This window comes from bacterium, assembly GCA_035380285.1.
In the GTDB taxonomy this organism is placed as follows: Bacteria; Auribacterota; Erginobacteria; order Erginobacterales; family DAOSXE01; genus DAOSXE01.
Genome location: DAOSXE010000043.1, coordinates 1 through 12,370, shown reverse-complemented (window position 1 = coordinate 12,370; position 12,370 = coordinate 1). Strand labels below are relative to the sequence as shown.

The 12,370-nt window shown below is 66.3% G+C and carries 10 protein-coding genes; 6 read left to right on the top strand and 4 right to left on the bottom strand.

Annotation, left to right across the window (positions count from 1 at the left end):
• Window positions 1-93: 93 nt before the first annotated feature.
• Window positions 94-1,449: an NAD(P)/FAD-dependent oxidoreductase gene (locus tag PLZ73_11780; GenBank protein ID HOO78552.1), complete on the top strand. Its 1,356-nt coding sequence runs from the start codon at window positions 94-96 to the stop codon at window positions 1,447-1,449.
• Window positions 1,450-1,465: 16 nt separating this feature from the next.
• Here PLZ73_11780 and PLZ73_11775 read toward each other — a convergent pair whose 3' ends face one another.
• The 4 genes from PLZ73_11775 to PLZ73_11760 all read right to left on the bottom strand — a co-directional run bounded on the left by PLZ73_11775 (window position 1,466) and on the right by PLZ73_11760 (window position 6,440).
• A complete protein-coding gene (locus tag PLZ73_11775; GenBank protein HOO78551.1) occupies window positions 1,466-1,882 on the bottom strand; it encodes a pyridoxamine 5'-phosphate oxidase family protein in 417 nt (138 codons plus the stop codon).
• 33 nt (window positions 1,883-1,915) lie between these two features.
• Window positions 1,916-3,646, bottom strand: coding sequence for an aspartate-alanine antiporter (gene aspT / locus PLZ73_11770; protein ID HOO78550.1), 1,731 nt, complete (start codon window positions 3,644-3,646; stop codon window positions 1,916-1,918).
• A 74-nt stretch (window positions 3,647-3,720) separates the two neighbouring features.
• Window positions 3,721-5,313 (bottom strand): bifunctional aspartate transaminase/aspartate 4-decarboxylase, encoded by a 1,593-nt coding sequence (locus PLZ73_11765; GenBank protein HOO78549.1) that lies wholly within the window; start codon window positions 5,311-5,313, stop codon window positions 3,721-3,723.
• A 71-nt stretch (window positions 5,314-5,384) separates the two neighbouring features.
• On the bottom strand, window positions 5,385-6,440 hold the full coding sequence (locus PLZ73_11760) for an asparaginase (protein ID HOO78548.1): 1,056 nt from the start codon (window positions 6,438-6,440) through the stop codon (window positions 5,385-5,387).
• Window positions 6,441-6,584: 144 nt separating this feature from the next.
• Here PLZ73_11760 and PLZ73_11755 point away from each other — a divergent pair, with 144 nt between their 5' ends.
• From PLZ73_11755 to ade, 5 genes are all read left to right on the top strand, one after another.
• On the top strand, window positions 6,585-7,415 hold the full coding sequence (locus PLZ73_11755) for a ZIP family metal transporter (protein ID HOO78547.1): 831 nt from the start codon (window positions 6,585-6,587) through the stop codon (window positions 7,413-7,415).
• Window positions 7,416-7,529: 114 nt separating this feature from the next.
• Window positions 7,530-8,132, top strand: a complete 603-nt coding sequence (locus tag PLZ73_11750) for a hypothetical protein (GenBank protein HOO78546.1) — start codon at window positions 7,530-7,532, stop codon at window positions 8,130-8,132.
• A gap of 61 nt (window positions 8,133-8,193) precedes the next feature.
• Complete coding sequence (locus PLZ73_11745) at window positions 8,194-9,402, top strand: 2,3-bisphosphoglycerate-independent phosphoglycerate mutase (protein HOO78545.1); 1,209 nt, start codon at window positions 8,194-8,196, stop codon at window positions 9,400-9,402.
• Between the two features lie 34 nt (window positions 9,403-9,436).
• Window positions 9,437-10,444 carry an AmmeMemoRadiSam system radical SAM enzyme gene (amrS, locus tag PLZ73_11740; protein ID HOO78544.1) on the top strand — a complete coding sequence of 336 codons (1,008 nt, stop codon included), beginning with the start codon at window positions 9,437-9,439 and terminating at the stop codon, window positions 10,442-10,444.
• 264 nt (window positions 10,445-10,708) lie between these two features.
• The coding region (gene ade, locus PLZ73_11735; protein HOO78543.1) for an adenine deaminase at window positions 10,709-12,370 on the top strand (1,662 nt) is incomplete at its 3' end.

The window sequence follows — 12,370 nt, the reverse complement described above, 5'->3', positions numbered from 1 at the left end:
TTCCCTCTCCGCCCCTCCCTTCCCGCTTGCGGGGCGGGCGCCCCTGCGCTAGCCTTGGTGCCGACGCCGGGAAAGACCCGGGGAAGGGGGGAGATGAAAAGCTACGACTGCGCCGTGATCGGGGGAGGGCCCGGGGGCTGCCGGGCGGCCCGGCTGCTGGCGGCCCGGGGAAAATCGGTCTGCCTGATCGAAGCCCGGCTCCTGGGCGGGACCTGCCTCAACCGGGGCTGTATCCCGGTCAAGTTTCTGTTGGAATCGGCTCGTCTCCTGCACGGCTGGGAGCGGGCCGAGCGGTTCGGTCTGGCCGGCGGCCCGGTGTCGGCCGACCCCGCGCGGATGGCCGCCGGGGCCCGGGCCGTGGTCGACCGGCTGCGCGCCGGCCTTGCCCGCTCCCTGGAGACGGCGGGAGTGGAAACGATCTTCGGCCGGGCCGAGTTCGCGGAGCCGGGCCGGCTCCGGATCGTCCGGGAGGGGCAGGGGGATACGGTCATCGCGGCCGCCGCCGTCGTCATCGCCGCCGGTTCGGCTCCGGCGCAGCTCCCCGGGGTCCCGACGGACGGGGAAACCGTTCTCGACAGCGACGCCCTCCTGGAACGGTTCCCCTCCATCCCCCGTCTTCTGGTGGCGGGGGGCGGCTACATCGGCTGCGAGTTCGCATCCCTCTACGCCGCCCTCGGGTCCCGGGTGGTCGTGGCCGAGGCCGCGGATCGGATCCTGCCCGGGGAGGACGCCGACGTTTCCCGGGCCCTGGCCCGGGGGATGGACGGGAACGGGATCGAGGTCCTTTGCGGCCGCGCGCTCCTCTCGGCGGCGCCGGGCGTCGGCTTGGCGAAGGCGGTCCTGGGCGTCTCCGGGGGAGGGGAGGACGAGAGGGAGTTCGACCGGGTGCTGGTGGCGGCGGGGAGGGCCCCCGGCACACGGGGCCTGGGCCTGGAGGCGATCGGGCTGGTTCCCGTCGACGGGTTCGTCCCCGTCGACGGGCGGATGGAGACCGCGGTCGCGGGCGTCTTCGCCGTGGGTGACGTCGTCCCCTCTCCGATGCTGGCCCACGTGGCCGAGGCCGAGGCGACGGCGGCGGCCGCCGCCGTCGCCGGAGGGGCGGCTTCCGCGCCCGATTACAATCTGGTCCCCCGCACGGTCTTCTCCTTCCCCGAGGTAGGGGCGGTGGGGTTGACCGAGGCCGCGGCCGAGGCGGCGGGGATCGAGACGGGGGTGCGGAAGCGCTATTTCAAGGCCAACGCCAAGGCCGTGATCGCGGGGGAAGAAGACGGTTTCGCCAAGCTGGTCTTCGATCGCGCTTCCGGAAAATTGCTCGGAGCCGCCGTCGTCGGAGCCGGGGCGACGGAGTCGATCCAAACGGTGGTCCCGGCTCTGGCGGCGGGAATGACGAAGGCAGCCTTCGGGAACGTGATTCGGGCCCACCCCACGCTGGCGGAGGTGTGGGGCTGAAGCTCCCGTTCCGCGGCTATTCCGTCAGGGAGACCTCCGTGTATTCTCCGAAGCCCGGCGGCATCCAGCGCACCCGGGACGGGACGATTTCGATGTGGACGAAGTCGGGGTCGTCGGGGCCGGAAAAATGCCCGGCCACCCGGGGGTTGAGTTCGAGCAGCCGCGCTTTCTTCTCCCGGCCGCCGTCGAGGTCGGCGGTCCCGGAGATCCGGAGCTGGACCTTGTCCCCGTCGAGAAAGCAGATCTCCACCGCCGGGTCGGCGCGCAGCTCTTTCGCCTTGCCGCTGCCGGCGTACGTCGAACTCCAGAGCCGGAATTCGCCGTCGGGGACCACGAAGGCCATGGGACGGCAGCGGGGCTTCCCTCCCGCGCAGGTGGCCATGACTCCGTAGCCCGCTTCCTCGATGATCCGTAACGGAACTTCCAGCGACATCTTCTTCTCCTCCGTGGCCCCGGGGGGCGGTTATTAGATTAAACTGACGATCAGCGCCCCCCAGACGGTGAGCAGCACGTTGCCGATGGCGTAGGGGACGGTGTATCCGATTACGGGGACCGCGCTCCCGGCGTCGTCCTTGACCGAGTTCAGGGCCGCGGTGCAGGTCCCCGCTCCCGTCATCGCCCCCAGGAGCAGGACGGGGTTGAGCTTGAGCAGGTAGAGGCCGAAGATCCAGGTGAGAAGATGGGGGAGGGAGGTCAGACAGACCCCGGCCAGGAAGATGTTGATGCCGGCCTGCTCCAGAGCCTCCAGGGCCTTGGGACCGGCGGAGATCCCCACGCAGGCGATGAAAAAGTTCAGCCCCAGATCGGTGAAGATCCAGACGGTGGGGGTGGGGATATAGCCCCAGGTGGGCTTGATCGATCGGAGCCAACCGAAGAAAAGCCCGGATACGAGCACGCCCCCGCCCACTCCCAGGGTGATGGGCACCCCCCCGACGTTGAAGGCCACCAGTCCCAGGAGCGTTCCCAGGATCAGCCCGATCCCCACCATCACCAGGTCGGTGACCTGGGTCTGGCGCTCGGCGTAACCGAGGACCCCGACCAGTCTCTCCACGTCGGGCCGGTCGCCGATGACGTTGATGACGTCGCCCCGGTAGAGCTTCAGGTTCGGGCCCAGGGGCAGTTCGTGCCCCTGGCGGGTGATGCTGCGGACGTAGCAGCCGTGGCCGTGATCGCGGAAGATCCGGTCGAAGGTCTCGCCGCTGAGCTCCTTGTTGGTCAGGCAGATGGGAAGGATCTCTCCCAGCATTTCCCGGACCAGGTCGTCGTCTACCTCCGGCCCGAAGCGTTGCCAGGTGCCGAAGAGTGCGCTGCGCAGTCCGGTGAGGACGACGATGTCCCCTTTCTCCAGGACCGTGTCTCCCGGGACGTCTTCGATCACGGTGTCTCCGCGCTTGATCCGGTCGATGGAGACGTATCCCTGGTGGTAGGCTCCCTCCTCGCAGGCGTCCTCGATCGCCCGGACGGTTTTCCCGATCACGCCCGGTTCCTCGACCCGGTAGGCGCGGGGCTCGATCAGGTTGGACCAGTGGAAGGCTTCCACCGAATCCTGGGCCCGGACCGACCCCAGTTCCCCTTCCGCCTTTTTGGCGGCCGCGGGCAGGTCGATCCGCCAGACCTTGCCCAGGACCTTGAGGAGGATGATCAGCCCGGCGGTACCGAAGACGTAGGTGACGGCGTAGGCGACGGCGACGTCCGATTTCAGGTTCAGCTCGGAAGTGAGCGGTTCTCCTTTTAGATGCTGAATGGCGCCGTCCGCCGTCCCGATGACCGAGGACTGGGTGAGGGCTCCACCCACCAGCCCGCCGGCGTACCCCCGGTTGAGCCCGAACGCCTTGGCCAGGAGGAGGGCGCATAGGAGCGCGGCCACGCAGAAGAAGACCGCGACTCCCACGTACTTGACCCCTCCGCGCTTGAGGCCGCCGATGAAATCGGGTCCGACCTTATAGCCGATGGCGAAGATGAAAAACCCGAAGGAGACGGTTTTGATCAGGCCCAGGTCGAGGTTCTCGTGGTGGTGGCGGAAGACGACCGCTCCCAGGACGATCGCAGTCAGCAGGACGCTGGTCGTGGCCCCCAGGGAAAAAGTCTTTCCGAATTTGACCTTTCCCAGAGCGTATCCGCCGGCCAGCGCCGCGAAGAGCAGGATGGACGGGTTGCTTCTGAGAAAGCCGAAAACCGAGCCGATAACGTCGTGCATCTGGTCACCTCCCATCATGCCCGGGCCGGAGCGTTCCCCCTTCCGGCGGTTCGGGCCTCAACCACGGCGGGCGCTTATTTGGATGCTTTCCATTCCTTCTGGTACTGGGCGAGCAGTTCGCTGATCCCCTTGCCGATCATCTCGTAATCCTTTTTGAAGAGGTTGGCCAGGGAGACGCGGACCGACATCTCCGGCGCGGCGAACCCGCCGCCGTCCATGAGCACGATCCCTTTCTCCTGGGCCAGCCTCCAGACGAAGTCGATCGGTTCGTGGGCTTTCTCCATCCATACCCCGAATTCTTCCCCGTAGCGCTCCCGGGCCAGTTTGCGGATATCGATGGTGGTGTAGTAGCAGGCGTAGCAGGGGAGCTCCGTCCCGGTCGTGCCCAGGGCGCTGTAGAGGGTCTCGTAGCGTTCGTGGACCAGGTCCTGGGCTTCTTTCTTGTAAAGGTGGCTGTCGCAGTCGAGCAGCTCCTGGAGGGAGAACAGGACCATCATCGCCTGTTGGGGGGTGGAAAGGCCGGCGGTGTGGTTGAGCGCCACCGCCCTGCTGTCGGCGACCATCCGGTCGATCAGCTTCAGGGAGGCGGGGTCGGTGGAAATGGTCTTGTAGCGTTCGTCGAGCTCCGCTTTTTTCGCCGCCGGCAGGCGGGCGATCATCTCGTCCATGACGTTGTCCTGGTAGACTCCGATGACCCCCAGCCTCCAGCCGGTGGCGCCGAAGTACTTGGAGTAGGAGTAGACCAGGATGGTGTTCTTGGGGGCGATGGCCGCCAGCGACTTGAAGCCGTTGACGAAGGTGCCGTAGACGTCGTCGGTGAGGATGATGAGGTCCCGGTTCTTCTTCTCGACGATTTTCGCCAGCTTCTCCAGGGACTCTTCGGCGATGCTCACCGAGGAGGGGTTGGAGGGGTTGACGATGAAAAAGGCCTTGACCGAGGGATCGGCCAGCTTGTCCAACTCGCTGTCGGAATACTGCCAGTTGTCGTCCTCGTCCTGTTCGACGTCGACGACCACGAGCTGGTAATCGTTGAGAACGGGAATTTCCAGGTAGGGGGTGAAGATGGGGGTGCCCAGGGCGATCTTGTCCCCCGGGTGGATCAGGCCGTTTTCCTTGAGGGTGTTGAAGACGTAGGTCATGGCCGCGGTTCCCCCCTCGGTGACGAAAAGGTCCATGGTCCCTTCCGGGGGATCGTCGGCGCACATGGTTACGTTGAGGTAGGCCTGCACGATCTTTTCGGTGTTCTTCAGGACCCGGTCCGGGGTGGGGTAGTGGTCCCCGAGGATGGCGTCGACCATCTCCCCGATGAAGGAATCGCCGTCCAGGCCCAGCGGCCCGGTGACGTAAGCGTAGGCGTCGGCGAGAAACTGGGCCCCCCGCTGTTCGGCGCGGATGGCGCAGAAATTCCGGAAACGCTCGCCCATCCCCGCCGCGTCGGGGGCGCCCGCCAGTCCGGGGCGGCTGAAGACCCGGCGGGCCTCCTCCAGGGCGAACGAACCCAGGAGAAAATATGCTTCCCGGGGCTGGGTCGCCACCCAGTTGGGATTTCCTCTCCCGGCGTTGAGCATCATTTTTATGCGCTTGTTCTGCGCCATGGAGATGAGCTTGTCCTTGAGCTCGAACGGGCTCAGGGCTTCGTACTTTTTTTCGATGCGCGATCTGTCCATGGTCCGCCTCCCGGTTGCGATTCCGTTTTTCTTGAGTTCGGCCCCCGCGGCCGGTTCGGCCCGCGAGCTGGTCAATAGTTGCAATAAACCTTCAGCTTTTCCCGGGTGAAGTCGGGTTGGGCCATCGCCAGCATGAGCAGCAGCCTGGCCTTGAAGGTGTCGATCTGGCCGCCGAGCACCGCCCCGATCTTCTCCAGGTCGGCCCCTCCGCCCTGGTCCCCGTACGCCGGGAATACTCCCCCCCACTCGACCCGGGTGGTTATGACCACCGGGATGCCTTTGTCCAGGGCCTCTTTAACGGCGTTCCTGACCTCGGCGTTGACGTTCCCGGAGCCGACCCCCTCCACCACCAGCCCCCGGGCGCCCGCGGCCACGGCGGCCCGCACCAGGGACCCGTCGTCGCCGGCGAAGGTGGTGAGCGCGTCCACCCGGGGCAACCGGTCGGGGATGGGGAACTTGAGGTAACGCCCCTGGTCCCGGTAACGCAGGACCCGGTCCATGATGATGCAGCCCAGGTATCCGTAGGGCCCCGATTCGAAGGTCTGGGGGTTGGTGGAATGGGTCTTTTTGACGTGCCAGGCGCTGTTGACGTAGTCGTTGAGGGTGACCGTCACCCCCCAGTTGGCGGCGGCGTCCGAACAGACCTGGCGGACGGCGTTCATGATGTTGGCGGGGCCGTCCGGGCTGAGGTCGGAAGAGTTGCGCATGGCCCCCACGAAAACGACGGGTTTTCGGGAGGTCACCGTCAGTTCCAGGAAGAAAGCGCCCTCGGCCATGGTGTCGGTGCCGTGGGTGACGACCACTCCCCGGGTCTCCCGGTCGGCCAGCAGTTCGTCGACTTTCAGCGCCAGCTTGCGCCAGATCTCCGGGGTCATCTGCGAGCTGTCGATGTCGCAGAGCTCGAAGACCTCGATCCGCGCCACCTTTTCCAGCCCCGGAACCGCTTCGATCAGGGCGTCTCCGGTAACGGCCGGTACCGCCGCCCCCGTGGCGGGGTCTATCTTTTCGGCTATGGTCCCTCCGGTGGATACGACCCAGACCAGAGGGAGTTTTTCTTCCGCCGGGGCGGTCGAGGACAGGCCGAGCGCGAGGAAAAGCACAACCAGTGACGATACCGATACGTTCATCGCCGGCGCTCCTTGTGAAGCGTTGAATTGATAAAAAAATGATAACGGCTTTAGCCGCTACGGTCAACTGCGGGAACGCATGCCCGCCGCCCCCGGCCCGGTTCCGTCCTTGCCGTCGCCCCCGGATGGAACGATAATCGGGGTATGAACCTGCCCGTCGGCGAAACCATCGAGGGGATGAACCCGGTCGCGCTCGCTTTTCTGGCCACGCTCTTCACCTGGGGAGTGACGGCGGCGGGGGCGGCCACGGTCTTCTTCATGCGGGGCGTCAACCGCCGTCTGCTCGACGCCATGCTGGGGTTCGCCGCCGGAGTCATGGTCGCCGCCAGTTTCTGGAGTTTGCTGGCTCCGTCCATCGAGATGAGCGCGGATCTCGGATACGGAGCCTGGTCGTTTCTTCCGGCCACGGCCGGATTCCTGCTGGGCGGCGCCTTTCTGCGGGCGATGGACCGGATCCTTCCCCACCTCCACCTGGGGCTGCCGCGATCCCAGGCCGAGGGGATCAAAACTTCCTGGCACCGCAGCGTGCTCCTGGTCCTGGCCATCACCCTTCACAACATCCCCGAAGGTCTGGCGGTCGGCGTGGCCTTCGGCGCCGTCGGCTACGCGCTTCCCTCCGCCTCCCTGGCGGGAGCGGTGGCGCTGGCCCTGGGGATCGGTATCCAGAATTTCCCCGAAGGCCTGGCGGTTTCGATGCCCCTGCGCCGGGAAGGGATGTCCCGGCTGAAAAGTTTCTGGTACGGGCAGCTTTCGGGCGTGGTCGAACCCCTGGCCGGCGTGGCCGGGGCCTTCGCCGTCCTGGTCGCGCGGCCCCTGCTGCCCTACGCTCTGGCCTTCGCCGCCGGCGCCATGATCTTCGTCGTGGTCGAGGAGCTGATCCCCGAATCGCAGCAGGGAGGCAACGGCGACCTGGCCACCATGGGGGCGTTGGTCGGGTTTGCGGTCATGATGGTTCTCGATGTCGCCCTGGGTTGAGCGGCGGGGCGGGGAGCGGGATTTTTGGCTTGCGGTCATACGCGCCCGGGGGCTATAAGCACCATGTCCCGGCGGAGCCGGCGCCGGCCCCGCGGTACCGGAAACCTGCATGCGATGATGAGAACGGCAGCCCAGACCCAGCATTTGACTTTTTTCAAGCTCTTCCTCCGCAACCCCGTGACCGTAGGAGCCATAGCCCCCAGCTCCCGGACGCTGACCACGGCCATGACCTCCGGGATCGTGCTCGCTCCGGGCGAGGCGGTCGTCGAACTGGGACCCGGGACCGGGGCGTTTACCGAGCGGATCCGCCGGGAGCTTCCCTCGGCGGAGTCGTACCTGGGGATCGAACGCGAACCCCGCTTCGTGCGCCTGCTGGAGAAGCGCTTCCCCGATCTGAGGTTCGAAGCCGGCTGCGCCGAGGACGTGGGAAATTTCTGCTCGTCCGCGGGGCTGGGACCGGTCAAGGCGATCATCTCCGGCCTCCCCTTCGTCGGAGTCAGGGAACGGGTGTACGACGAGATCATCGGCGGCCTCCAGGACCTGATGGTCTCCGGGAGCATCTTCCGGACCTTCCAGTACCTGCATACCTACCTGCTCCCGTCGGCGGTCGGCTTCCGGAGGAAGATGAATACGATCTTCGGCCGCCACCACCGCGGCCAGCTGATCCTGAAAAACCTGCCGCCGGTCTTCGTTCTGACCTGGACCCGGCAGCGGTAAGGGGCGCGCGCGGGCGCCGCGCCGAAACGCCGCCGGCTTTCGCCGGCGAAAGGAGACGGAAATGATACCCGAAGCGGTGATAAAAACCCTCTCCCGGTCCACTCCCTCCAAGATCGTTCTTCTGGTCATGGACGGGGTGGGGGACCTGCGCCGGGAGGGAGAAACACCCCTGGAAGCGGCCTCGACCCCCAACTTCGACCGGCTGGCCCGGGAGTCGTCGCTGGGCCTGACCGACCCGATTTCTCCGGGGATCACGCCGGGTTCGGGCCCGGCCCATATCTCCCTGTTCGGCTACGACCCCATCCGGTACCAGATCGGGAGAGGGGTGCTGGAGGCCACCGGTATCGAGATGAAGCTGGGCCCCGCCGACGTCGCCGCCCGGGGGAATTTCGCCAGCATGGACGCCGAGGGGAAACTGACCGACCGCCGGGCGGGCCGGATCCCCACCGCCGAGAACGAGCGCCTGATCCGCAAGCTCTCGGAGGCGATCCGGGAAATCGACGGTATCGAGGTGATTCTGCGCACGGTCAAGGAGCACCGTTTCGTGGCCGTATTCCGGGGGAAGGGGCTGGACGGGAGGGTGGCCGACACCGACCCGCAGATCCTCGGCCGGCGCAGCCTCGACCCCGAGCCGCTGGCACCGGAAGCGGCCTTGACGGCGGAAACGGCCCGGAAATTCATCGAGCGCATGAACGAGGCGCTCAAGGACGAACATCCGGCCAACACCGGCCTCTTGCGGGGATTCGCCTCTCTTCCCCATATCCCCTCGATGGAGGAGCTTTTCAAGCTCACGCCCGCCTGCATCGCCGTCTATCCCATGTACCGGGGCTTGGCCGGCCTGGTGGGAATGGAACTGCTGGCCGTGGAGGGGGAGACGCCGGCCGACGAGTTCGAGGTGCTGCGCCGGAACTGGGGCCGCTTCGACTTTTTCTTTATCCACGTCAAGAAGACCGACAGTTACGGCGAGGACGGCAATTTCGACAACAAGGTCAAGGTGATCGAGGAAGTCGACCGGGCGCTGCCCCTCATCCTGGAACTGAAACCGGACGTGATCGCCGTCACCGGGGACCACTCCACCCCCTGCCCGCTGGCCGCCCACAGCTGGCACCCCAACCCTTTTCTGCTGCGTTCGGAGTACATCCGGGGAGATCGGGGCGAGCGTTTCACCGAGGCCGAGTGCGCCCGGGGCGTCCTGGGGCGGTTCCCGGCCCGGGAAGCCCTGCCGCTGCTGCTGGCCAACGCCTTGAAACTGGAGAAATTCGGGGCCTGACCCGTTCCGGGCGGCGCCGATGAGACCGAATCCCATGCACGAAGCGATGTTCTACCGGGCCGACGGCGGTGCCGCGGTCGTCTGCGGGCTCTGCGCGCACCGCTGCCGCATCCCCGCGGGCCGCCGCGGCCTCTGCCGGGTCCGGGAAAACCGCTCCGGGCGCCTGGAGGCGCTCTCCTACGGCCGCTTGGCCGCCGCCCATATCGACCCCATCGAGAAAAAGCCGTTTTTTCATGTTCTCCCCGGGAGCGCGGCTTTTTCCGTGGCTACCGTGGGCTGCAACATGACCTGCCGGCACTGCCAGAACGCCTCCCTCTCCCAGCCGGACCCCGCCGCGCCCGTCCCGGGCAGGGAAGTGGCGCCGGAGGCGGTCGTCGCCGCCGCCCGTGACGGCGGCTGCGCCTCGATCGCCTACACCTACAGCGAACCCACCGTTTTCTACGAATACGCCCGGGACATCGCCCTGCGCGCCCGCGCGGCCGGCCTGCGCAACCTCTTCGTCAGCAACGGGTACATGTCGCCCGAAGCCGCCGACGAAGCCTCGACCTGGCTGGACGGCGCCAATATCGATCTCAAGGCCTTCGACGACGATTTTTACCGGGAAGTGTGCGGCGCCCGGCTGGCGCCGGTCCTGGACACCATCGCCCGCCTCAAGGAGCGGGGGGTCTGGATCGAAGTCACCACCCTGATCATTCCCGGCTACAACGACGACACCGCCCGCCTGCGCGAACTGGCCCGTTACCTGGCCGGCCTCGATCCCGGGCTGCCCTGGCACCTGAGCGCCTTTTTCCCCACCTACCGCCTGACCGACGCTCCGCCCACCACCCCGGAAATCCTGCGCCGGGCGCGGGAGATCGGACGGGAAGAAGGGCTCCGCTTCGTCTATACCGGCAACGTTCCGGGGGAGGAGGGCGAGAACACCTTCTGCCCCTCCTGCGGGAAGGTTTTGATCGAACGCCTCGGGTACCGTTCCGACCCGGAACGGCTGCGTGGCGGAGTTTGCCCGGATTGCGGGGAAGCGATTCCGGGAATTTGGAGTTGACCGCCGCTCGTTCACGGCCCGCCCCCGCGGCCGCCGGCAACTTTTTTTTCTTGCCAAGTTGCGGGAGGAATGGCTAACCTGACCGGCGAAACGGTACGGGCTATGAAATCGCGGAACTGCAGCTGCTATTACTTTAGCATGGGCGCGGGGACGTAAGGGGTAACCTCGAAATCCCCACCGCGGCGGCGCGGTATGCCCATAACGGACCCGGCGAGGGACGACTCGACCGGGTTTTTTGCTGGGGAATAAGGAAGCAAGACCGAGATGAAATGCCAGAGACTGATGTCGATCATCCGAGGGGAAAGCCCCGCCGGTCTCATTCTTAGAAACGGGAAGGTGGTCAACGTTTTCTCGGGCGAGGTCTACGCCGCCGACGTCGTCGTCGATTCCGGGAAGATCGTGGCCCTCGGATCCGGCTTCAAGGGGGAAGAGGAAGTCGATCTGGAGGGCCGGATCGTCTGCCCGGGTTTCTTCGACGCCCACGTCCACATCGAATCTTCGATGGTCACCATCCCCGAATTCGCCCGCTGCGTCGTCCCCCGGGGCACGACCACGGTGGTCATCGACCCCCATGAGATCGCCAACGTCATGGGCCTGGACGGGATCAGGTACATGCTCCAATCGAGCAAGTACCAGCCGCTCAACGTCTACGTGATGATCCCCTCCTGCGTCCCCGCCACCCATCTGGAGACTTCCGGCTCCGAGCTGCGGGCGGTGGACCTATTCCCCTACGTCGGGCAGGAGTGGATCCTGGGGTTGGGGGAGATGATGAATTTCCCCGGGGTGCTCTTCTGCGACCCGGAAGTGGTGGACAAGCTCAAGCTCTTCGAGGGCAAGAAAATAGACGGTCACGCCCCCGGGCTCTCGGGGGCATCCCTCTGCGGGTACATCGCCATGGGAATCGAGTCCGACCACGAATGCACCACGGCGGAGGAAGCCCGGGAGAAACTGCGCCTGGGAATGACGATCATGATCAGGGAAGGGGGCACCGCCAAGAACCTGGAATCGCTCCTCCCTCTGGTGACGGCGGAAAACGTCTCCCGCTGCTGCCTCTGCACCGACGACCGCAACCCCCCAAACCTCCTGGGGGAAGGCCACATCGACTTCGCCGTCCGCAAGGCCATCCGCCTCGGGCTGGACCCGGTTTGGGCGGTACGGATGGCCACCATCAACCCCGCCCTCTACTTCGGCTTGAAGAAGACCGGCGCGATCGCCCCCGGGTACGCCGCCGACATCGCCGTCGTGGACAACCTGGCCGATTTCAACGTCTGCAGCGTTTACAAGAACGGGCGCCTGGTGGCCGCGGAGGGCAAGCCGGTCTATCAACTTCCCCAGCAGGTCCGCAAGCTCTCCATCCGCGGGTCCGTCAACATCCAATGGCTGTTCCCCGAGCTCTTCGATATCCAGGCCCGGGGAGACCTGTGCCGGGTGATCCGGATGATCCCCGAGCAGATCGTGACCGAAGAAGTTCTTCTTCCTCCCCGGGTCGAGGAGGGGAAGGTGGTGGCCGATCCCGAACGCGACATCCTCAAGCTGGCCGTGGTCGAGCGCCACAGCGCCTCGGGCAACCTGGGGCTGGGCCTGGTCACCGGTTTCGGGTTGAAACGGGGAGCGGTGGCGTCTTCGGTCGCCCACGATTCGCACAACATCATCGTGGTCGGGACCAACAACGAGGACATGGTTGAAGCGGTGGTCAAGATCCGCAAGATCGGAGGAGGGTTCGCGGCGGTCGCCGACGGAGAGGTCCCCGAGCAGCGCATGGTCTCCGCGGTCGGCGGGGCGCAGCTCACCGACGGGCTGCTCGACCAGCACCCGAGCCGACTGCTGCTGCTCGCCGGCCTGTTCTCCACGTCGATCGCGGTGTTCAACCTGCTGCCGCTGCTGCCGCTCGACGGCGGTCACGCCGCGCTGATCGTGGCCGAAGGA

Coding starts and splice junctions, on each gene's coding strand:
- PLZ73_11780 (HOO78552.1), top strand. CDS start 94: ATGAAAAGCTACGACTGCGCCGTGATCGGGGGAGGGCCCGGGGGCTGC.
- PLZ73_11775 (HOO78551.1), bottom strand. CDS start 1,882: ATGTCGCTGGAAGTTCCGTTACGGATCATCGAGGAAGCGGGCTACGGA.
- aspT (HOO78550.1), bottom strand. CDS start 3,646: ATGCACGACGTTATCGGCTCGGTTTTCGGCTTTCTCAGAAGCAACCCG.
- PLZ73_11765 (HOO78549.1), bottom strand. CDS start 5,313: ATGGACAGATCGCGCATCGAAAAAAAGTACGAAGCCCTGAGCCCGTTC.
- PLZ73_11760 (HOO78548.1), bottom strand. CDS start 6,440: ATGAACGTATCGGTATCGTCACTGGTTGTGCTTTTCCTCGCGCTCGGC.
- PLZ73_11755 (HOO78547.1), top strand. CDS start 6,585: ATGAACCTGCCCGTCGGCGAAACCATCGAGGGGATGAACCCGGTCGCG.
- PLZ73_11750 (HOO78546.1), top strand. CDS start 7,530: ATGATGAGAACGGCAGCCCAGACCCAGCATTTGACTTTTTTCAAGCTC.
- PLZ73_11745 (HOO78545.1), top strand. CDS start 8,194: ATGATACCCGAAGCGGTGATAAAAACCCTCTCCCGGTCCACTCCCTCC.
- amrS (HOO78544.1), top strand. CDS start 9,437: ATGCACGAAGCGATGTTCTACCGGGCCGACGGCGGTGCCGCGGTCGTC.